The 21,137-nt window shown below is 63.0% G+C and carries 16 protein-coding genes; 4 read left to right on the forward strand and 12 right to left on the reverse strand.

All coding sequences use genetic code 11. The annotated features are described in order from the left end of the window. Positions 1-103: 103 nt before the first annotated feature. From tagQ to tagH, 12 genes are all read right to left on the reverse strand, one after another. Complete coding sequence (gene tagQ / locus LVW35_RS28225) at positions 104-1,021, reverse strand: type VI secretion system-associated lipoprotein TagQ (RefSeq protein ID WP_233892968.1); 918 nt, start codon at positions 1,019-1,021, stop codon at positions 104-106. 84 nt (positions 1,022-1,105) lie between these two features. Beyond that, positions 1,106-2,815 carry a formylglycine-generating enzyme family protein gene (locus tag LVW35_RS28230; RefSeq protein ID WP_233892970.1) on the reverse strand — a complete coding sequence of 570 codons (1,710 nt, stop codon included), beginning with the start codon at positions 2,813-2,815 and terminating at the stop codon, positions 1,106-1,108. Continuing rightward, entirely contained in the window at positions 2,808-3,992 is a 1,185-nt protein-coding gene (locus tag LVW35_RS28235) for an ABC transporter permease (protein ID WP_233892971.1), read from the reverse strand. The genes LVW35_RS28230 and LVW35_RS28235 overlap by 8 nt, the downstream gene beginning before the upstream one ends. Next, on the reverse strand, positions 3,992-4,696 hold the full coding sequence (locus LVW35_RS28240) for an ABC transporter ATP-binding protein (protein ID WP_233892972.1): 705 nt from the start codon (positions 4,694-4,696) through the stop codon (positions 3,992-3,994). Before LVW35_RS28240 ends, LVW35_RS28235 begins: the two co-directional genes overlap by 1 nt. Further along, positions 4,696-7,653, reverse strand: coding sequence for a serine/threonine-protein kinase (locus tag LVW35_RS28245; protein WP_233892973.1), 2,958 nt, complete (start codon positions 7,651-7,653; stop codon positions 4,696-4,698). Before LVW35_RS28245 ends, LVW35_RS28240 begins: the two co-directional genes overlap by 1 nt. Continuing rightward, entirely contained in the window at positions 7,650-8,369 is a 720-nt protein-coding gene (locus LVW35_RS28250; protein WP_233892974.1) for a PP2C family protein-serine/threonine phosphatase, read from the reverse strand. The genes LVW35_RS28245 and LVW35_RS28250 overlap by 4 nt, the downstream gene beginning before the upstream one ends. Next, entirely contained in the window at positions 8,370-9,023 is a 654-nt protein-coding gene (tagF, locus tag LVW35_RS28255) for a type VI secretion system-associated protein TagF (RefSeq protein ID WP_233892975.1), read from the reverse strand. It lies immediately after the preceding gene. Continuing rightward, positions 9,020-12,520, reverse strand: a complete 3,501-nt coding sequence (gene tssM, locus LVW35_RS28260) for a type VI secretion system membrane subunit TssM (RefSeq protein WP_233892976.1) — start codon at positions 12,518-12,520, stop codon at positions 9,020-9,022. The genes tagF and tssM overlap by 4 nt, the downstream gene beginning before the upstream one ends. After that, entirely contained in the window at positions 12,517-13,806 is a 1,290-nt protein-coding gene (locus LVW35_RS28265) for a DotU family type VI secretion system protein (protein ID WP_177110786.1), read from the reverse strand. Before LVW35_RS28265 ends, tssM begins: the two co-directional genes overlap by 4 nt. A gap of 6 nt (positions 13,807-13,812) precedes the next feature. Continuing rightward, positions 13,813-15,147: a type VI secretion system baseplate subunit TssK gene (gene tssK / locus LVW35_RS28270; RefSeq protein ID WP_233892978.1), complete on the reverse strand. Its 1,335-nt coding sequence runs from the start codon at positions 15,145-15,147 to the stop codon at positions 13,813-13,815. Positions 15,148-15,165: 18 nt separating this feature from the next. Continuing rightward, positions 15,166-15,675, reverse strand: coding sequence for a type VI secretion system lipoprotein TssJ (tssJ, locus tag LVW35_RS28275; RefSeq protein WP_233892979.1), 510 nt, complete (start codon positions 15,673-15,675; stop codon positions 15,166-15,168). Between the two features lie 57 nt (positions 15,676-15,732). Continuing rightward, on the reverse strand, positions 15,733-17,061 hold the full coding sequence (gene tagH / locus LVW35_RS28280) for a type VI secretion system-associated FHA domain protein TagH (RefSeq protein ID WP_233892980.1): 1,329 nt from the start codon (positions 17,059-17,061) through the stop codon (positions 15,733-15,735). Positions 17,062-17,454: 393 nt separating this feature from the next. Between tagH and tssA the strand changes: the two genes are divergently transcribed. The 4 genes from tssA (at position 17,455) to LVW35_RS28300 (ending at position 21,111) form a co-directional block, all read left to right on the forward strand. Then, positions 17,455-18,474, forward strand: coding sequence for a type VI secretion system protein TssA (tssA, locus tag LVW35_RS28285; RefSeq protein WP_233892981.1), 1,020 nt, complete (start codon positions 17,455-17,457; stop codon positions 18,472-18,474). A gap of 54 nt (positions 18,475-18,528) precedes the next feature. Then, entirely contained in the window at positions 18,529-19,035 is a 507-nt protein-coding gene (tssB, locus tag LVW35_RS28290) for a type VI secretion system contractile sheath small subunit (protein ID WP_010207547.1), read from the forward strand. Positions 19,036-19,037: 2 nt separating this feature from the next. Further along, on the forward strand, positions 19,038-20,534 hold the full coding sequence (tssC, locus tag LVW35_RS28295; RefSeq protein ID WP_233892982.1) for a type VI secretion system contractile sheath large subunit: 1,497 nt from the start codon (positions 19,038-19,040) through the stop codon (positions 20,532-20,534). An 88-nt stretch (positions 20,535-20,622) separates the two neighbouring features. Further along, complete coding sequence (locus tag LVW35_RS28300; RefSeq protein ID WP_005792512.1) at positions 20,623-21,111, forward strand: Hcp family type VI secretion system effector; 489 nt, start codon at positions 20,623-20,625, stop codon at positions 21,109-21,111. Positions 21,112-21,137: the final 26 nt, after the last annotated feature.

The following is a 21,137-nucleotide window of genomic DNA, read 5'->3' on the forward strand; positions in this document are numbered from 1 at the left end:
ATTGATCGGCCGCAGCAGTTTAACGATTTGCAAAAAGAACGCCACCGATCTTGCGCATTAGCGGAAGATCGGCTGGCGTTTGACGCTTATAGCGGCATGTTACTTAAACGTTCGGGCAAGGTACCGGTGCCCAGTCGGCCAGGTTCGGATCGCGGCAGGTCCCTTCGATCTGAGTTTTACCGGCACTGGCGACCTGCTTGCTTTGAGCCTGGCTGGCCTGCGCGGTCTGCAGGGTTTTCTCAGTGGTGACTGCCTCTTTTGGCACGGTTGGCAACACTGGCTTTTTCGGCGGTTTCTTGCCTTTTTTCACTGGGGTCGCGGCTGGCGCTGTATCAGCCTGGGCTACGGTTACCACGTCGGCACGCTGGACGCCGACTTGTTGCAAGTCTTTCTCGTAGGCCTGGGTGTAGTTGTTGAGGTCTTCTGCGACCTTGCCGTTGACCGCGACGATCAGATCATTGGACTCCTTCAGGCCGGAAACGATTTCCGCCAGGCGCTTGCGGCCTTCGGTATCGTTGACGGTCTTGGCCTTGCGGTCGGCCACCAGCTTGGTGAACGCGCTCTGGTAGCATTGCTGCGACGCTTTGGCGTAGGCGGTGCTGCGGTCGATATCAGCGGCACTTTTGTTTACATCAGCCGCATAGGAAGCGATACGTTGGTTGTCGTCGGCGATCTGCTTCTGACGTTCGGTGTAATAACCCGCCGCGCCACCCGCCAAGGCACCGCCTGCGGCACCGATGGCTGCGTTACGGCCACGTTTTTCTTTGTCACCGGTCAGGGCACCCAGCAGTGCACCGCCGGCCGCGCCGATGGCAGCACCGGTCACGACCGACTTGGTCATGTTCGAATCGGTCGCACGCAGGTGCTGCACCGGCTCGTAGCAGTTCGGGTAGTACTCGACCTTGGTGCTCGACGCGACCTTGGAGGCCGGCGACGTGGCGCAACCGGTCAAAACGGTGCTGAAACCGGCTGCGATCAGCAGCAAGTGACGCTTGGAAACGGCCTTACGGGAAAAAAGCATAGGTGTGTTCTCGTTTAAGTTTGACTTGCCCAGCACGGCCCACCGCCGCCTGAGTCCCTTCCAAGCTCGCCATACAGCCAGCGCTCATCGCTGACCGCTCGCTGCGAGCAATTCCTTCAAGATCGTTGCCGGGTCGGCCCGCTGTTGCTTGCGGTAGTTGCCGACATGACGAACGAACAGCGTTGCGCGCGTCACCAGGCTCTTGCCGAGCACCGGCTTGCGATCCAACTCCTCCTTGATCCGTTGAAACTGCGCCTGGATCACCGCATCGGTGTAACGCGTGCCGGTGGCCAGGTTGTCGATATAAATCGCCACGGCGCCATCGAGGGCGCTGCGGCCATTGGCAATCGCCATGTCAAACAGCTGCGCGCTGGCCTGGTCCTTGTTGTCCAGGGCCTGCTGGCGGCTCTTTTGCAGGTTGGCCAGGCGGATGTTGTAGTTGGCGATGGTCTCGGCCACCAACGCGGCCGACTGGATCAGGTTGCCAGCCGCCTCTTCGCGTTGCTGGGCGATCAGCGAGACGTTGCGCTTGAGCTCTTCGTTGACCAGCCCCAGCTCGGCTTGCAGCTTGGGGTCGACGCTGGCGGCGATGATGCTGTCCAGGCGTTTGGTCGGGTCCTGGGCATCGTCGATGGCGTCGGTCAGCGAGGCCAGGCGACCTTCTTTCTGCCATTGCGCGAACAGCTCCTTATAGCGCGAACGCGGGGCCGACAGCGCGCCGATCGCCACGCGGAAACCGGTGGTCTCGTTGCTCTGCTCGGTGCCATCGGCGGCAAACAAGGGGTACTCGCGGCGCATGCCGGTGAACAGCGTGCCCTCGCCTTCCAGGTAGTTGCCGCCCTTGACCACAAAACCACCGTAGGTGCCCTGGCGACGCCCGGCGTGGACCAGTTGGAAAGACTCCTGAACCATTTCCGCGGCGTTGCCGATCACGTCGAACAGGCCGATCGGGTTGGGCAATTTGGTGCCGATGGGCATCAGGCGTGCGGCCTGGCCTGTGCCACCGGCGACTTGGTTGAACACGGCGTAATCGCCGAGGGGGCCGTCGCTGTCGCTGCCTTCGGTACGGCGTGGGAACAGGCGCCCTTCCAGGTCCTGGCGGCTCACCGCATGGCCACCGCGGGCGGCGAACTCCCATTCCACTTCGGTGGGCAGGCGCACAAATCCCAGGCCGCCGTCGTCCGCCGAGGAACCACGACCGCTGACCGGTAGCAAGTCGCGGTGGTATTTCATCAGCCAGGCGCTGTACACCGCAGAGAAGCGCTCGGCTTCGAAGCGCGACAGTTTGACCTTGGGCAAACGCCCCGCCATACCGGCGGGTGCATCGCATGCCGGCGCAGGTTCTCCACTGGCCAGCGACTGCGCCTGGGACATTACCTGGGCGTACTGGCGTGCGGTCACTTCGTATTTGCCGATGAAGTACAGCATGGGCTTGAGCGGGGTCTTGGCGTCGGTCTTCGGCATCAACGGCGCGATGACTTTGTTCCAGTCTTTGGGCAGGTCCTTGAGAGTGAACTGGCCGTTGATGAAGTCGCGACGGTAGCCGGAAATGAACGACTGCTGATAACCCGCCTCGCCTTCGGCAAAGGGGTAGCCGAGGCTGATCTCGCGGTCATCCAGGGTGCCTTGGGCCAGCACGTAGGCGTAGCGGAACACCATATTGCCTTCGCACGGCAGCGGCAGGCTCACGTCGCCTTCCAACGGTTTGGGGTTGTCGAGTTTGTCACTCGCCTCATCGGCCCAGGCCATCGAAGCCAGGCTCAGCGCCACACAGGCGCCCAGTAACTTATACATCTCTGATTCCTTCAGAAGCCTGGATACGCGCCACTCGCCAACCACCACAGGCTGCCGCCACGGCGCTGACACCCATGACTGCAACCAGGGCCAGGCCGTAATGGCGCGCCAGCAAGTGGCTGGCGTGTTCGCCCGGCACCTGCACGAATAATTTATTCAATGCTGCCTCGGCCAGACCATACAACCCGGCGCTGAGCGCGGAAGCAAAGCCGGCGCCGTACAGCGCCTGCACCACCACGAACAACAGCAGTCCGCCCGTGGAAAACCCCAAGAGGCGCAGCACCGACAATTCCCGCCGCTTGCGCTCCACGGCGGCCAGGGCCCCGGCAAAGATCGCCGCAAACCCTCCCGCCGACGCTAACCCGCAGATCACCCAGAATACGATCGACAAGTTTCGGCTTAACGACTGCACCTGCGCGATGGTCTGTGCCTGGGTCGACACCAACAGATTCTGCCCGGCGAAATACACTCGCAACGGCTCCACATCGGTGAGGTTGCGGGCGTATAGACGGAACGCCGGATACACGCGCTGCTCATTCACACCAACCTCATCACCTGCCCAACCCAACGCGGGTACCGCCCGCCCATCGCGGTAATCTTCCGCCGCTTCCAGCAATTTCAAATCAGCAAACAAACCGTCACGGGCGAAGGTTTCAAGCGGCAATACCGCCAGCACCTGCAAGCGCGTGCGCTGGGCTTCGACACGCCCGGCCACTTGCCGCGTAAAACTGGTCTCCAGCCAATCGCCAGGCCGGGCCGCGAGCTTTTCAGCGGCAGTGTGGCTCAGCACGATCTGGCCCAGGCCCTGTGGCAGCGGCAAGCCGGACAGTAAAGGGTCACCCGATGCGGTCGGCAGCATCTCCAGGGCCAGCGTGCCCACCTGCGCCGTCGCCGCAATCTGTCGCGTACGCGGCAGCGCAAACGCTACGTCGCTGCGCTGGCCGAGCTGCTCGATAAATACGCTGCTGAATCGACCACCGCCCAGCGGAATAATTTCACGGGTGGCGGGATCGGTCTCCAAACGTTCGGTCAAACTGCTAACCAGTCCAAACTTCAGACCGAATAACACCAGCAGCGGGGCAATGACGGCGACCAGCGCCAGTACCGAACAGGCGGACAGCCAGGCATCGTTGCGATAGTCCTGCCAGGCCAGCGAAGCCACCAGGCCAATGCGCATCAGCATGCCTCCCCAAGGGTGGCGGTGACGCCGCCGTCAGCATCGCGACGGCAACTGATACGCCGCACCTGCAAGCCACTGGCGCGGGCCAGGGGTTCGTCATGGGTGGCGATCACACAGGCGGCACGGTGTTCGCGAGCCTGGGCCAGCAACGCCTGCATCACGCGCTCGGCATTCAAGGGGTCGAGGGAGGCCGTAGGCTCGTCCGCCAACACCAGTTGCGGTGCATGCGCCAACGCACGGGCACAGCTGACGCGCTGGCGCTGCCCCACTGAAAGCGCATCCGGCCTCTTGGCCAACTGATCGCTGATTTCCAGCTGCTCGGCCAGGCGCGCCACGCTGCCGTCCTCCTTCAAACCCAGCAACTGCCGGGACAAGGCGATGTTGCCGCGCACGTCGAGAAACCCCAGCAGGCCGCCGGTTTGCAGCACATACCCCAGATGCTGGCTACGCAACGCGGCCAGGGTGGATTGCTGATCTCCTCGCCACAGCCCGGCGACGTCGTGCCGATGGAATTCGAACTGCCCGACCCGATCCGGCGCCAATACCAGCGCCAGCAGGTCCAGCAAGGTGCTCTTGCCGCAACCGCTGGGCCCGACAATCGCCAATTGCTCACCCGCACGCAGCGCCAATGCCGGGATTACCAGGCTATAGCGCTGGCTACCAACGCCCCGGCTCTTATGCACCGCGTTCAGGATCAGCATCACGGCAACGTCGACAACGGCACGCGGTACAACGCGTCGCCCGGCTCGGCATCGCCGAAACGGACCCAGTTGGCCACGTCATTGTGGAAGGTTTCGTAGAGGCGGATCTTCGAATCCAGCTCGTCGATAAAGTCCTCCTGCTCGGCCACGCTCAACGATAACCACAAGTCCTGGGTCATGTTCAGCGACTTGCTACGGTACGGCAGGCCTTCCAGGTATTCGCCGAGAACGCCGCCGTCGGCCAGGTTGCCGCCTTTGCGCAAGGCTTGCGGATCGCGGCTCATATAGGCCGAAGCGCTGGCGATTTCCTGGAAGAAGTCCTTAGGCGAAGTCTGGGTCTTGCGTGCCGCGTCGACGATCAGTTTCAGCGATTGCTGCAGATCGTTGAGCTGAAGCTTGGTCAGCATCACGCACACCTGGAACGCCGGCAGTGCCGGGTTGGTCAGGTCGCGGTCGGCGGTCCAGGCGCTGACCAGTTGCGGTGCCTGGCTGGCGGTTTTGCGTCCAAGGAAGTCCATGTGCATGGCATAACCGACGGCTGCGGATTTGTCCGCAAGGCTCGGCGCGCTGTTCAACAACGGCACCGGCTGCGGCGTGTTGCTGCGCACTTGGTGCACAAGGTTGGCGAACACCGTGCCGATCTCATCCACACGCTCTCCGAGTTTGCGCACATCGCCACCCGGCACCGCCGTGTAGAGGTCGCCGATCTGCGGGTTGGCATCGGCAGTCAGGATGCGGTACTGACTCTCGGCACCGGCATGGGTTTTCTTGCCGGCATCGGTGCGCAAATGCAGGGCGTAGATCTTGATCTGCTTGCCCAGCGCGGCCTGGCGCACTTCGGCTTCGTTCATCTGGGTGGCGGCGAACGGATCGTTCTTGCGCAACGCACCCGCATCGGTGACCAGCAGGATGATGCGCCCGCCATAGCCGGACCAATCCATGCCATCCACGGCCTGCATCACGCCGGCGAACGCGTCTTCGTTGAAGGAATGGCTGGACACGGTGGACGCCTTGACCTGGCGCGCCATGTCGAGAAAACGCTGTGGGTCGCGGCCTTGGTCTAGAGTGATCAGGGTCTTGGCCACGTATTCCAGGCCAGGGGTTTTCTTGATGCTGCTGCGAAAGCCGACCATGCCGAAACTCACGCTGTCCAACTCGCCGCGTTCGCCGATTCGGGTTTGCAGTTCGTGCACTACGTCGCGGATCTGGTCGATGTAGGGCTGCATCGACACGGTGGTATCGACCACTAGAACAACGGCCGTGCGGAAGGCATCGGAATTGGCGTTGATCACCGGCGTGGCCGGTTTCGCGGCGCTGCTGCCTGGGTCGATGGAGGCCACATTGAGTAACTGCACCGGCTGGCCGTTTTCGTCGAAGCTCTCTTTGGAGTCGAAGATCGGCAGCAGGTAGAACTGGTTTTGCGGCACGGCGCTGGCGGTCGGTTCCAGCGCAAGGATCTGGCTATTGTCTTCGCTGTTTTTCTGCGCCTTGGCCAGGACGCCTTTAGCGGCGGCGGGATCGGCCAGCAGTTTTTCCACTTCACCGGATTGACGCAGGAACATCACGGGCGCCCGGCCCGAGCGTTCGGTGAATTTGAGCACCAGGCTCTGTTTCCAATCGCTGACCTGGGACGCCGGCAACCAACCGTCGCTGCGGCCATCGGTGGCGGCGCCGACGCGTACCCATGGGCTGCCGTCGACGTCCTTGCGCTGGTAGACGTAAAGCACGGAAAACGCCGGCAGGGCTTTGCCCGACGCGCTGCCGGCGTCAGCGGAAAGCTTGGCGCCCGGCTTGCTCAAAACGCGCTGGAACAGGGTCTTCTTGCCCGCCATCAGCAACGGACGCTGGCCACCATCCACTTCTGCCACAGGCGGCGCCACTGGCGGCACAACCACCGCTGCCGGGGGTTTGGTCACGGGCTCATCACTGCCGCTCAACCACCAGTAACTCGCACCACCAATGGCCAACGCAACCGCCACTGCAACAGCGGCCAATGCCAACACCGGACCACGGCGCTGCTCGCTGTGCTGGGTCGGCGGCACCACCGGCTGGCGCACCGGCTGCGGTTTCTCGGTCGGGATTTCGATGGATTCCGGGGTAATGCCGGCCAAATCAAAACTCATCGGGATCGGCAACGGCCGCACTAAAGTGGCCTCCGGCGACTCTGCCGGCAGATTATCCAGCGCCGCCAGCAACGCCGCCGCATCCGGGAAACGCTCCGCCGGGTCCTTGGCCAACAGCTTGCGCAGCACCTCCTGATAACGGCCGTGGTGCACCGGCAGTTCCGGCAACGGCTCGGTCAAGTGCGCCAGCGCAGTCGACAGTGCATCAGTGCCGGTGTACGGCAGCTTGCCGACGAGAATCTCGTAAAGCACCACGCCCAAGGCATACAGGTCGGCGCGACCATCGATCTCCTGGCCGCGCGCCTGTTCCGGGCTCATATAGCTCGGAGTGCCTACGGCAAACCCGGCCTGAGTGAACTGGGTGCGGTCATCCAGGGACTTGGCGATGCCGAAGTCGGACAGCACCGCAGTACCATCGGCACGGAACAGAATGTTCGCCGGTTTCACATCACGGTGCACCAGGCCCTGGGCGTGGGCGTAACCCAGCGCCGAGGCGATCTGGCGGATCAGCGTCACGCCCTGCTCCGGCGTCATGCCGGCAGCGATACGCTCCTTGAGCGTACCGTTGGGCAGGTATTCCATGGCCATGTAATACAGCTCACCGACGTTGCCGATATCATGGATGGTCACGGTGTGCGGGTGCGACAAGCGCGCCAGGGTCTTGCCTTCGCGCAGGAAGCGTTCACAGAAGCTTGGGTCAGCCGCCAGCGCTGCCGCCATCACTTTCAACGCCACCTTGCGCTCCAGGGAACGCTGGGTCGCCAGGTACACACTGGCCATGGCGCCTTCGCCGATCTCGCCTTCGATGTCATAACCCGGGATGACGATGTTCATGGCGATACCTTCACGACGATGGCAGTGATGTTGTCCGGCGCGCCCCGGTTGAGCCCCAGGTGCACCAGGCTGCGCACGATTTCATCCGGCGTGTCGTGGCCGAGGACTTCACGAATTTCATGGTCTTCGACGGTCTTGTTCAGGCCATCGCTGCACAGCAGGTAGCTGTCACCGGGAGCGATCAGCAGGTCGACCACTGCCAATTCCAGGTGGGCTTCCACGCCAATCGCTCGGGTGACGATATTGGCGCGCGGATGCGTGCGCGCGTCAGCTTCGCTGAGCAGGCCGCTGTCTTGCAGGTCCTGGACGTAGCTGTGGTCGCGGGAGATGCTTTCGAGTACGCCGTCGCGCAGACGGTACAAGCGGCTGTCACCGGCCCACAGGCAGACGCCGCGCAGGCCACGGGCGGCCAACAGCACCACGGTGCTGCCCATCAGGGTCACGCCGCGGTGGGCAGTTTCTTCGCGCACGGCCGTGTTGATGCGGACCAGGTCGTTGCGCAGCGCCGCCGAGTATTCATCCAGGGACCGCCCCACCGGCACGTTGCGCAGGCTATCGACGATCAGGCTGCTCACATAGTCCCCCGCCGCATGCCCGCCCATGCCGTCGGCCACCACCCACAGTCGGTTTTCCGGCAAGTCCAGGCAGGCGTCTTCATTCACCTGGCGGACCATGCCCACATGGCTTTTGCTCGCAGATTTGTACGTCGACCCCATCTACACCACACCTTCTTGTCCGAGCAAAAACTGCGCAAAATCGCTGGCGGCAGGCAGGCCCTGACACCGCAACAAACCAGGGGAAATACGTTGCGAACCACGGCCCCACCACAGGCTGACGCCTTCGCAGGCCTGTTCGGCCAGGGCGGTCATGCGCTGGTGCGGCACGGTGGCGGCCACCCGTTGCAGGCCGGCAAAATGGCCACCCACCGCGCGCGGCTCGCTCGCCGGGAAGCCCAGGCTGTCGAGGCCGTCATTGAAGCTTTCGAAGGTGGCACCGGCATCCAGGGTGCTGAGCAACAGCTCTTCGGCTTGCTCGAACCAGGTGTCCGGCCCGCCGACCAGGGACGCAGGATTGGTGTCTTGATCAAGCAACGTGACCACCGCCAGCGGAAAGTAGCGCCCCACCCGATCGATGCTCGGCATCACCACACCCGCCGCCGCGTCCGGCCCGCACACACTTGGCGCCAGCACAAAGCGCCACAGTGGGCTGACCAGATACGTGTTGAGCCAGTCACCGCCAAGGCTGTTCTGGCTGGCGAGCAGACCCGCCGCCAACCAGCTATCCCACGGGCCGATGAAACTCTGGGGTAGCGCGCGGCTGACAAAGTCGCCACGGCTGGCCAGTTTGCCGTAGAAACCCAGCGTTGTCATAGCCGCTCCGGCAGGCTGAAGCCACTGAGCACGCGGCTCTTGAACGGGTTGAAGGCACTGTTGGCGCGCAGCTCGTAGGCGATGCTCGCACCGTCGACGCGCAGGCGCAGGTTGAAACGGTCCGGAGAATTACCGGCGGTGAGGTCCGATTGCTCCAGCAGGCGGAACCAGGCCCATGGCCCGTCCAGGGTCACACCGGAGCGGCCACTGGCCGACGGCGGCATGATGGAGATACGTACCACGCCAATGCTGCCTGGGTTCGGCCATTGCATCGCCACCGGGCGGCTGGGGCCGTGGTCGTAGCTCAGTTGCTGGCCGTCCAGATCCAGCAAGAACTGAGTGATGGTCGGGTCCATCGATACCGGTTTGAGTTCGAAACGCACAATCGGCTGGGTGCCACCGGCGCGGAAGAACGCATCACGAATCGTCGCGGCACGTTGGAAGGTTTGCAGCACGCCCGGTGCAATCCCCAACTTCTGCGCCGCGCCCGGCTGCCAGCGCCAGGTCTGCGCGGAGGTGTCCACGTAAGGCTGCAGGTATTTGCGGAAGTAGTTGTCCATCACCCCGCCCACGCCGAAGAACTGACCGAAGTCATCCAGGGTGGCATCCCGCGCGCTGCCCGGCGACATCGGGTAACGCCCGGCCAGCGACTGGCGATACACGTTGACTACTTCGCTGACCCAGGCAGCGTTCAGTTGATTACGCACCCCGCCCATCATGCTGTTGGTGGTGGAATTGACCACCGACTTGACCATGCCCTGCACCAGTGGCGGCTGGCGTTCGGCATTCAGGCTGACCCGCGTGGCTGCAGCCGCCGCCTGGTTCTTCGCTTCACCGAGCAAGGCGTCGCCGCTGGCGCCGACCATGGCGCTGACCTGCACATACAGCGCATTCATGTCGGTGAGCAGGCCATCGATAGCCGCCGGCTCACCTTCGTTCTTGCTGACGATGCTGTTGAGTTCGGCAAAGTGCGCGGTCACCGGATCATCCGCCGCCGCCGGTGCATTGGCGGTCGGTTGCTCTTGGCCAAGCAGGCTGCCCAGGCGCTCCTTGAGCTTGTCGACACCACCTTCCACCGGCACACCTTTGGCGGCCAACTGGCGCTCTTCGGCTTGCAGGTCGGTTTCCTTGGCCACGGCCACCAGCAGTTTTTTCAGCGGCGAGGTCGGGCCGGAAATCACCCGCAACACGTCGGCCGCCTGGGCCACGCTGGTGATCGGCACAAAGTCGATGTCCGCCAGCAACGCATCCCACTGGCGCTGGTAATCCTGGAAATACAGGCGCCGTACATCGGCAGCCAGGCTCACCACGTTCTGCTGGTCGGCCTGTTCGTGCCCCAATACCCATTGCTCTTCAGCGAGGGTGCCGGTCTGGTTCAGGCTGCTCAGCAGGAACGCCTGGCGATAGCCTTTGGCGGTGAAGAACCCACTCAACGGCTCGCCCAGCGGCTTGCCGCTTTTGCGGCTGAACACCAGCGCGGCGTCACGCCCGGCGGCTTCGTTGATGCGGAAGTCCGGGATGCCTTCGGGCAGTTTCTGGCGCTTGACCCGGTCGTAGACGCGCTGCGCCACCGGCAGTTGCTGCAACTGGCGACGCAGGTCATCGATCAGCCGGGGATCCAGGCGCGCATTGGGCGGATGGCGTTCGAACAGCGACTGCAAGTGCCCGGCCAAAGCCTGGCGCTGGTCCGCCGGCAGGTCGCGCGGCAGGTTGCGGTCCCAGTCGAGGGCGATCCAGGCCTTGATGAAGTCCGGGTCGTAATGCTCCGCATCAGCGAGCATCAGGTAAGCCTTGAGGCCTTCGTAGAGGAAGTCGGAATTGCCGCCGCCGTGCAGTTGTTCTTCGATGCGCGTCACCAGGCGTGGTGCGAACACGGCGATCAGCAGCTTGCGGTAGACACTGGCGGACTCGGCTTCGAGCATATCGCCCTGGTACAGCCCCAGGCCTTCGGACCAGCTCGGTGAGTCGCCCGCCAAGTTCTTCACGGCGTTGAGCAATGGCAGCACAGCGAGGATGTCGCGTTGCGCGGGGCTCAGGCTCTGCACGGTCTGACCAAGCGGTGCGACCTTCTGGTCGACCTGGGCGATATAGGCCTGGTTGGCGCGGTAACTCACCCACCACAAACCGCTGATCACCACGACCAGAGCCACGGTAGCGGCCAGCACACCACGTGCAATCCATTTGCGCCGACGCTCGACCTTCGGATTCACCCCGACCAATCCACGCTCGGCAAACGCCACGGCGGTAAAGAGTTTTTCGATGAAGTAACTGCGACCGGTGCCGCTCTGGCGCGCCAGGTGCTGGCGGTCCAGGTTCATGCTCTGGGCCATGGCGCCAATCAGGCGGTCGATCGGGCTGCCTTCCTGGGTGCCGCTGGTGAAATACACGCCACGCAGCAACACGCGCTCTTCAAAGGCATTGGGCTTGAACACGCCTTCGAGGAAGCTTTGCAGGCAGTCTTTCAACGCGCCGAACTGCTGCGGGAAGCCATAGATCAGGTCACGTCGCGCCGGGTCGCGTTCCTGCTGCAGGCGTTCGACCAGGCGTTCGTTGAGGCGCTGTTCCAGGCCGGCGAACTCGCTTTGCAGGTGCGCCAGCGGACTGTCGGTGTTCTTGCCGTCGTCCAGGGCAAAGGTCATGCCCCACACCTGGGCACGCTCGTCCTTGCTCAGGTTGTCGAAGAACTCCATGAAACCCGGCACCAGGTCGAGCTTGGTGAGCATCAGGTAGATCGGGAAACGCACGCCCAGTTGGGTGTACAGCTCCTGGATGCGCAGGCGGATAGCGGCGGCATGGGCGGCGCGTTCGGCATCGGTGCCGAGCAATAGGTCCGACAGGCTGATGGCGATAAAGGCGCCATCGATGGGCCGACGCGAGCGCTGCTTTTTCAGCAGGTCGAGGAAGCCCAGCCACGCGGCTTTATCCACCGTGGAGTTGCTGTCTTGGGTGGTGTAGCGGCCGGCGGTGTCGAGCAACACGGCTTGATCGGTAAACCACCAATCGCAGTTACGCGTACCGCCGACGCCACGCACGGCACCGGCGCCCAATTGCGCGGCCAGCGGGAAGTGCAGGCCGGAGTTGACCAGCGCGGTGGTCTTGCCCGAACCCGGCGGGCCGATGATCACATACCACGGCAGCTCATAGAGATTGCGGCGTTCGTCCCCACCGAGCTTGGCCTTTTTCAGCAGCGCCAGGGCCTCGTCCATGCGCTGGCGCAGGGTGGTGAGTTCTTCGGCGGTGGCAACGCTATTCGGGTCGGCCGGGGTTTCGGCGGCCAGGCTGCGCATCACTTCGGCGGCCTGGCGGCGCGCCTGGATGATGCGGAACACGCGGTACGCAATCCACACCGCGAACACCAGAATGATCAGCGCCCAGCGACGCCCTTCCGGCACCAGCACGTCGAGCAACGGCCCGACAAACCAGATGATCAGGCTCAGGGCGATCAGGCCCAGCACGGGGATCACCCAGCGAATCATGAAACTGAAAAACGCCTTCACTCGACGCCCTCCGCCAATACGGTGATTTCAACCCGACGATTGCGGGCACGGCCTTCGGCGGTGGCATTGGTCGCCACCGGCTCGGTGTCGCTGCGGCCCTCGGCGCTGAAACGGTCGGCCTGGCCGGTCTTGGCCGCGAGGATCTCCAGCACCGACTTGGCCCGCGCCTCCGACAGCGCCCAGTTGGACGGGAAGCGCAGCGTGGCAATCGGGCGATTGTCACTGTGCCCGGTCACGCGCACCTGGCCCTTCACTTTGCGGATGGCGTCGGCGATGCGCAGCATCAGCGGCTGGTAGTCATCGACGATGCTGGAGCTGGCGGACGCAAACAGCTCGTCGCCACGAATGGTCACCACTGAACGGTCGACCGCATCTTCCACAGCAACGCGCCCGGCCTTGATGTCTTCCACCAGGAAGCCGGCCAGCCGTGGACGCTCGATCACCTTGGGCTGCGCCACCGGACGGTCGATGGCCTGCACCGGGATCTCGCCCAATGCGTGAATGTTCTTGAACACCGGTTCGGCATCCGACGCCAGTTTCATGCGCAAGCCAAACAGCAGCGCCAGCAACAGCGCCAGGCCGATGGCCACGGCGATCCACGGCGGCATGAATTGCGCCAGGCGATCGCGGGCCACGGTCACGCCACGCCAGTGCGGTGACAGTTCGCGCTCGTGTTCGCCACGCGCGCTGCGAATGGCAGCGGCCGTGCGTTCACGCAGGGTTTCCAACTGGCTACGACCGTCGTTCATCACGCGGTAGCGACCTTCAAAACCCAGGCACATACACAGGTACAACAGCTCCAGCAGGTACAGGCGTTCCCGTGGGCTTTGCAGGCAATGGTCCAGCAACTGGAAGACTTTTTCGCCGCCCCAGGCTTCGTTGTGCACGGTGATCAACAAGCTCTGCTTGCCCCAGTCACTGGTGCTGCCCCAAGGCGTGCTCAACACCGCTTCATCCAGCGCGGTGCACAGTGCGTAACGGGCCAGCAATACTTCGTTGCGGGCAACACCGGCCGCTTCGGCGCGCTCTTCGAACTGGCGCAAATACGCCAACAACTGCGCGCGCAGGCTGGCCGGCGCCGGATGGGCGATGGTGTTGCGCAGGCGCGTCAGCAGCGCCAACAACGGGCCGGCGGCGCTTTCCAGCGGGTTGAGGCCCTGGCTCTTGCCGGTAAGCATCGGCGCGGCCGGCATGGCTAGCGGCGAAGGTTCGGCACGCGCAGGTTCCGGCGCGCGGCCACCCGGACGCGGCATGAACTGGGTGCGGTCATCATCATTGGGATGCATCGCGGATTATCCTCGGATCGCCCAGAAGGCCAGGTTCAAGCCCGGGAACTGCCCGGCGATATGGAAGGCGAAACCACCGGAATTGCTCAGTTGTTGCCAATGCTCGCTGCCGCGATCGAGCTCGTAATACGTCGAGCCGGCGTGGTACGGCAGTTGGCGTGGCGCCACCGGCAGAGGCAACAGGCCAATCCCCGGCAGTTGCAGGTTGACTAGGTCGCGGATGTGCTCCACCGAACCGACTTTGCTCTGCTGGCCGAAGCGCGCACGCAGGGTTTCGCCGGGGACATCGGCACGCACCACCAGAATGAAGCTGGCGTTGTCGAGCAGGGTCTTGTCGGCCAGCATCGCCACGTGGACGCCGTAGGCTTTCTCGACAATCGGGATCGGCGTGGCCTTGCTGTCGATCAGCATCGACAGCGCTTCGCGCAACGCCGCCATCACCGGGGAAAAGCTCAGGGCCAGGTCGTCGTGCTGGTACTGCGGGTATTCCTGGGGGCGACGGCCCGAGGTCGAGAAGGTCGAGAACTCACCGGCCAGGCTGACCAGTTCACTGAAGAAGCGCTCCGGATGCAGCGGGCTCAACTGGCTCAAATGCTGGATCAGTGGCTGCGCTCGGTTGACCAGTTGCAGCAGCATGAAGTCGGCAATCTCCGACGCGCCACCGGCGCCCGAGGCCACCACGCGCCCCGCCAGGGCTTCGCCGCGCTGGTGCAGCAGGCCGAGTAGCTCGCTGCGAAATGCAGTCAGCGGCTTGCTTGCAGCCACGTCCAGCACGGGTGGGATGTAGGTGTCGTCGAGTACCAGCGCGCGGTCGGCGCGTTTTTCCTTGATGCGTACCAGGCCAATGGCAGCGTAGTCGCTGATGCCATCCTGGGCGGTGAGCAAGCGCAGGGCGCGGGAGCCGACGGCCACCGGGGCGCGGTTTTCGAACGGCGCGTTGTCATCACGCACTTCGCGTACCTGGCTCACATACCGCGCGGCTTCCAGGGCTTCGCCTTCCTCCACGGTATCGCGGGCGCCGGCACGCTTGAGCGGCAGGGCCAGGTACACCAGGCCGTCGCGCAGGTTGTCATCGATGTTCAACGGGCTTGGCGCCAGGTCATCCTGGGGGATATTGAACGGCGTGCCGTCGGGCAGCAGGCCACGCGCCGACACGATCGCCAGCTTGCCCTGGGCCAGCAGGCCCTGGTCGATCAGCAATTCGGAAAAGCCCCAAGCCCCGGCAGACAAGGGGCGGCTGCGGGCATCAATCAAGTTTTCCAGGTAACGGTCATGCTGCTGGAAGTGCTGCGTTCCGATGAACATGCCTTCCGACCAGACCACGCGATTGTTCCAGGACATGGGGGCTCCGATTGCTTCTTATTGGGCAGGGCTGGATGGGGAGGCCACGATGTCGGCGCGCACGGCACGCACATCGAGGCTGATCTGATATTCGGTGTATTGGCGTGCGGGCACGTTGATCACCGTGCGCCATTGCGCGCGGTCCAACTCGCGATAGCCCACCAGCAAGCCGATCTGGCGCGTGGACGGGTCGAGGTCACGCTGGATGCTCAGTTGCTCGCCGGGCTGCACCATCACTTCGTCCTGGTCCAGCAGGTCCAGGCCGAGTGTGGATTGGGCGCGGTCGGCCAGTGCGAAGTAATCGGAGCGGGAAAAAGTGGCGGCATTTTTCAGCTCGAAGATGCGCACCCGCACCGGGGCGGCCTGGCCGTTGGCACCGGGGTTGAGCCCGTTGATCGCGTGAAAGTGCAGCTCGACGGCGGCCGTATCCGCTTCAGCCTCGGCAACTGTTTCGGGGTTGGCGGCGTCTTTGGCACACGCCGTCAGCAGCAGTAAGGTGGCGACTGCGAGTAAAAACCTGGGAATCATCCTGCGTCCTCAATGACGTGTTTAGCTATCCGTTGATCCATGTGTTGCGGCGCGGCGTTACCGACGCTGTCGTGCGCTGTGTTCTTCGTAGGCCCGGCTGAATTCGCGGCCGAACAGATCCTGGAAATCTTCTTGGGCCTCGCGGGAAATATTGCTGTAGAGCTCGGTGAACTGCTGCCAGTACTGGGCCTGACGGGAGCCGTTGAAAATACTCGAGAGCCCGCCCGGCTTGCCCATGCGCTCTTCCAGCTGTGCCGGTTCGAAGCGGCCAAGCAGGTGTTTGATCGCGGCTTCCACGCCAGCCATCACCGCCAGTTGGTGGGCACGCAGGTCATTGAAACTGTCGCGTACGGCGGCATCCGGCGCCATAAACGCCTGGTTGCCGTGGCGCAGGAGTAGCAGTAACGCTTCGTCGGCATTCGGGGCGAATTTCAACGGATTGTTTTCAGCGGGCTGGATCATGGTCTGCTGCATGCGGAACTCACCCTTGAGGCTGGCACGGGCGCGCAACACGTCGATCAGGCCTTCGACCATCAGGCGGTAGCTGCGGCCGATGTTCTCCATCTGGGCCTCGGCCTGGACTTTGTCCAGGCGCAGTTGATCAAGGCCGGCGCCGCGCAGGAACGCTTGCAGAAGATCAGGTTGTTGGCTGTCTGCCACGGGAAGCACAGGCTCGACTACAGGTGGTGGCTGGATGACCGGCGGTGTGGGTGGCGGCGGCGGAGCACTGGCAATGGGCGCTGGCGTGTCGCCAAACAAGTCCCAGTCTTCGGGAATAACCGAGCCCGACACGACGGGCGTCTCGGCCACGGGCACGGCGACAGGCATCGGTGGGCGAAAGTCGTGTTGCTCGGAAGGCACGTGGTCCGGCACAGTCGGCGGCGGCACGGCGGTGGGGCTGAGGAAATCAAACAGGTCCGGCAGCGTGTCCATTGAAGACGCACCCTGGAACTGCGGCGCGATCACCGGCACTGGCGCGGGCTTGCTCGACACAGCCCCCATCAGCGCTTCAAAGCTGTTGGGCGAATCACCGGCAAACGGCTGGCTGTCGACGGCCTGCACGTTGAAGTCGATGCGCGCCTGGATCTCGTAATCGCCGATACGGATCAATTCACCGTCCTGCAACGGCTCGCTGCTACCCCGACGCATACGTACACCGGCGTTGACCAACTCCACACCATTAGTGCTGTTATCGGTCAAATAATAACGGCCATCCTTGTATTGAATAACGCAATGTTGAGAGGAGACCAGGCGCTCTGGATCAGGCAATACCCAGTCATTATCCAAGCTGCGGCCGATAGCCATCGCGCCCTGGTTCATGGACTTTTCGGAGCACTGCCCAGGGGTAATCTTGTGATAACTAGTGATAGTCAAACACAGCGACATCTTGCCTCCTTGCTGATACTTCGCGCGCGGTCGATTCCCAGGACAGCGCCTCCCGGGATATCGCCATCAGGTCGAGCAATCGACCGTCTAAACCTACCAGTGCCAGCATGATCGCTGATCTTAACTGGGCTCTATGACAAAAATCCTGTTCCGGTGCAACGTTCGACCCACCAGTCGCGCAGGTTGTTAAGCACCGCACATCTGTCACAGAGGGCGAATAGCTTACCTTGACAAGGCATAAGTACTACACCAAAAATGCACAACTTCTTGAATACCAGTGATGGCACATTAGTGGCATCTTGCTTATATGACCAAGAAACCATGCAAAGTTCCTCGCGCAACTAATGCATGAATTGCCCGTCATCTAACGGGCTGATAGGGAGATCAAATTCAGTGGATGTGCCGTTGCTGCTCACCGCCGTTTCCGCGACTTCGCCCTGTGGCGAAGACATGGAGTATGACGCGCAATTTCTGCAGTTGGAGCGTGATGCCAAGGGCCAACCCGAGCGCAGCATGGGCGATGCCATCCTGCCCGCTGAACCGCCGGAGTGGCGCAGCATCCAGCAGCAAAGCCTCGACTTGCTCGCTCGCAGCAAAGACCTGCGCATCACCCATTTCCTGCTGCAAAGCGCCCTGGCCCTCCAGGGTGTCGCGGGCCTTGCCGAAGCGCTGACGCTGATCGACGCGTTGCTGCGCGATTACTGGGCCGACCTGCACCCGCGCCTGGATGCCGACGACGACAACGACCCGACCGTGCGTATCAACGCCCTCACCGGCCTGACCTGCGACACCAACATTCGCTTGCTGCGCGAGAGCATCCTCACGCGTTCGCGCACCTTCGGCCCCGTGACTCTGCGCGCGGCGCTCAACGCCAGTGGCCTGTTGAGCTTCCCCGATGAACAACTCGGCGCCCAGCAACTCAACGCCGCATTCCTCGACAGCGACCCCGAACAACTGCAAGCCACCCGTGACGCGTTGATTGCAGCGCGTGCGACGTGCGAAGCCATCGAACGGCAGGTCAACGATCAGGTCGGTTCCGCCCAGGGCGTGGACCTCAGCGCCTTGAAACAACCGCTCAAACAGGCGTTGCAGATCCTCAATCAAGCGGTGCCCGGCACCGCCGACAGCAGCGAACCCGAGGCCGTCAGTGACGACAATGCCCCCTCGGCCGACTTCGCCGCTGCGCCCGCGGCACCACGCCCGGTTGGCGATATTGCCAGCCGTGACGACGTGCTGCGCAGCCTCGACAAGATCCTTGCGTACTACACCCGACACGAGCCTTCGAGCCCGCTGCCGGTGCTGTTGAACCGGGCGAAGAATCTGGTGCACGCCGACTTCGCGGCCATCGTGCGCAATCTGATTCCCGACGGCATGTCCCAATTTGAAAACCTGCGCGGCCCGGACGGCGAGTAAGCCGCCCGACTGTGCAGTAACAACACCGTCGCTCAAGCGACCAGGAGCAGCAACGTGGCGAAGCAAAGTTCTCAGAAATTCATCGCGCGCAACCGCGCGCCTCGGGTGCAGATCGAGTACGACGTCGAGCTCTACGGCGCCGAGAAAAAGGTCCAGCTGCCCTTCGTGATGGGCGTGATGGCCGATCTCGCCGGCAAGCCTGCCGAGCCTTTGGCGCCGGTGGCCGACCGCAAGTTCCTTGAAGTGGACGTCGACAACTTCGACTCACGCCTCAAGGCCATGCAGCCGCGCGTCGCGTTCCACGTACCGAACGAGTTGACCGGTGAAGGCAACCTGAGCCTGGACATCACCTTCGAAAGCATGGACGACTTCAGCCCGGCCGCCGTGGCGCGCAAGGTCGACTCGCTGAACCAACTGCTCGAAGCCCGCACCCAGCTAGCCAACCTGCTGACCTACATGGACGGCAAGACCGGCGCTGAAGAAATCATCATGAAGGCGATCAAGGACCCGGCACTGCTCCAGGCACTTGCCAGCGCGCCCAAGCCTGCAGGGGACCAGTAATCATGGCTGACAATACCGTTCGCGAAGGCGCGTCCAATTTGGGCGCCACCGAAGAAACCAGCGAGTTCGCCTCGCTGTTGATGCAAGAATTCAAACCCAAGACCGAGCGCGCCCGCGAAGCTGTGGAAACCGCCGTGCGCACCTTGGCTGAACAGGCCCTGGCCCAGACTGACCTGGTGTCCAACGACGCGATCAAGTCGATTGAGTCGATCATCGCCGCCATCGACGCCAAGCTCACCGCCCAGGTCAACCAGATCATCCATCACCAGGACTTCCAGCAGTTGGAAAGCGCCTGGCGTGGCTTGCACTATCTGGTCAACAACACCGAAAGCGATGAGCAGCTGAAAATCCGCGTGCTCAACATCTCCAAGCCGGACCTGCACAAGACCCTGAAGAAATTCAAGGGCACCGCGTGGGACCAGAGCCCGATCTTCAAGAAGATGTACGAAGAAGAATACGGCCAGTTTGGCGGCGAACCCTACGGCTGCCTGGTGGGCGACTACTACTTCGACCAGTCGCCTCCAGACGTGGAGCTGCTGGGCGAGCTGTCGAAAGTCTGCGCCGCCATGCATTCCCCGTTCATCGCTGCGGCCTCGCCGACCGTGATGGGCATGGGCTCGTGGCAGGAACTGTCGAACCCGCGCGACCTGACCAAGATCTTCACCACCCCGGAATACGCCGGCTGGCGTTCGCTGCGCGAATCGGAAGACTCGCGCTACATCGGCCTGACCATGCCGCGCTTCCTGGCGCGCCTGCCATATGGCGCCAAGACCGACCCGGTAGAGGCCTTCGCCTTCGAAGAAAACACCGACGGTGCCGACAGCTCCAAATACACCTGGGCCAACGCCGCCTATGCGATGGCGGTGAACATCAACCGTTCGTTCAAGCACTACGGCTGGTGCTCGCGCATCCGTGGCATCGAGTCCGGCGGCGAAGTGGAAAATCTGCCGGCGCACACCTTCCCTACCGATGACGGTGGCGTGGACATGAAGTGCCCGACTGAAATCGCCATCAGCGACCGCCGTGAAGCGGAACTGGCGAAAAACGGTTTCATGCCGCTGCTGCACAAGAAAAACACCGACTTCGCCGCGTTTATCGGCGCCCAGTCGTTGCAGAAACCGGCCGAATACGACGACCCGGATGCCACCGCCAACGCCAACCTGGCCGCGCGCCTGCCGTACCTGTTCGCCACCTGCCGTTTCGCCCACTACTTGAAGTGCATCGTGCGCGACAAGATCGGTTCCTTCAAAGAGAAGGACGAGATGCAGCGCTGGTTGCAGGACTGGATCCTCAACTACGTGGACGGTGACCCTGCTCACTCCACCGAGACCACCAAGGCCCAGCACCCATTGGCGGCTGCCGAAGTGATCGTGGAAGAAGTCGAAGGCAACCCGGGTTACTACAACTCCAAGTTCTACCTGCGTCCGCACTACCAGCTCGAAGGGCTGACAGTGTCGCTGCGCCTGGTATCGAAACTGCCTTCGGCGAAAAGCGCGTAAACCACGGATGAGCTAGCTCTTGCGGGAGGGGGCTTGCCCTCTCCCACACAAACCAAACACTGTGGCTGAGACCACACAGGGAGAAAACATGGCTGTTGATATTTTCATCAAGATCGGCGACATCAAGGGCGAGTCCATGGACAAGGCCCACAAGGACGAAATCGACGTGCTGAACTGGAGCTGGGGCATGGCCCAATCCGGCAACATGCATGTGGGCGGTGGCGGCGGCGCGGGCAAGGTGAATATCCAGGACCTGTCGCTGACCAAATACGTCGACAAGGCGTCGCCGAACCTGATGATGCACTGCGCCAGCGGCAAGCACATCGACAAGGTCAAGCTGACCGTGCGCAAGGCCGGTGGCGAAAGCCAGGTCGAGTACATGGTGATCAACCTGGAAGAAGTACTGGTGACCTCCCTGAGCACCGGCGGTTCGGGCACCGATGACCGCCTGACCGAGAACGTCACCTTGAACTTTGCCCAAGTGATGGTCGACTACCAGCCGCAGAAAGCCGACGGCACCAAAGATGGCGGCGCGATCAAATTCGGCTGGAATATCCGTTCCAACACCAAGCGTTGATAGCCCTTGGGCCGTGGCCCTGCGCC

This window comes from Pseudomonas sp. HN11 (assembly GCF_021390155.1).
GTDB lineage: Bacteria > Pseudomonadota > Gammaproteobacteria > Pseudomonadales > Pseudomonadaceae > Aquipseudomonas.

Bases quoted from the DNA above. Each gene is read 5' to 3' on its own strand.
- tagQ (WP_233892968.1), bottom strand. From the start codon at position 1,021: ATGCTTTTTTCCCGTAAGGCCGTTTCCAAGCGTCACTTGCTGCTGATC.
- LVW35_RS28300 (WP_005792512.1), top strand. From the start codon at position 20,623: ATGGCTGTTGATATTTTCATCAAGATCGGCGACATCAAGGGCGAGTCC.
- LVW35_RS28250 (WP_233892974.1), bottom strand. From the start codon at position 8,369: ATGGGGTCGACGTACAAATCTGCGAGCAAAAGCCATGTGGGCATGGTC.
- LVW35_RS28240 (WP_233892972.1), bottom strand. From the start codon at position 4,696: ATGCTGATCCTGAACGCGGTGCATAAGAGCCGGGGCGTTGGTAGCCAG.
- LVW35_RS28235 (WP_233892971.1), bottom strand. From the start codon at position 3,992: ATGCGCATTGGCCTGGTGGCTTCGCTGGCCTGGCAGGACTATCGCAAC.
- LVW35_RS28230 (WP_233892970.1), bottom strand. From the start codon at position 2,815: ATGTATAAGTTACTGGGCGCCTGTGTGGCGCTGAGCCTGGCTTCGATG.
- tssK (WP_233892978.1), bottom strand. From the start codon at position 15,147: ATGTCCTGGAACAATCGCGTGGTCTGGTCGGAAGGCATGTTCATCGGA.
- tssJ (WP_233892979.1), bottom strand. From the start codon at position 15,675: ATGATTCCCAGGTTTTTACTCGCAGTCGCCACCTTACTGCTGCTGACG.
- tagH (WP_233892980.1), bottom strand. From the start codon at position 17,061: ATGTCGCTGTGTTTGACTATCACTAGTTATCACAAGATTACCCCTGGG.
- LVW35_RS28245 (WP_233892973.1), bottom strand. From the start codon at position 7,653: ATGAACATCGTCATCCCGGGTTATGACATCGAAGGCGAGATCGGCGAA.
- tagF (WP_233892975.1), bottom strand. From the start codon at position 9,023: ATGACAACGCTGGGTTTCTACGGCAAACTGGCCAGCCGTGGCGACTTT.
- LVW35_RS28265 (WP_177110786.1), bottom strand. From the start codon at position 13,806: ATGCATCCCAATGATGATGACCGCACCCAGTTCATGCCGCGTCCGGGT.
- tssC (WP_233892982.1), top strand. From the start codon at position 19,038: ATGGCTGACAATACCGTTCGCGAAGGCGCGTCCAATTTGGGCGCCACC.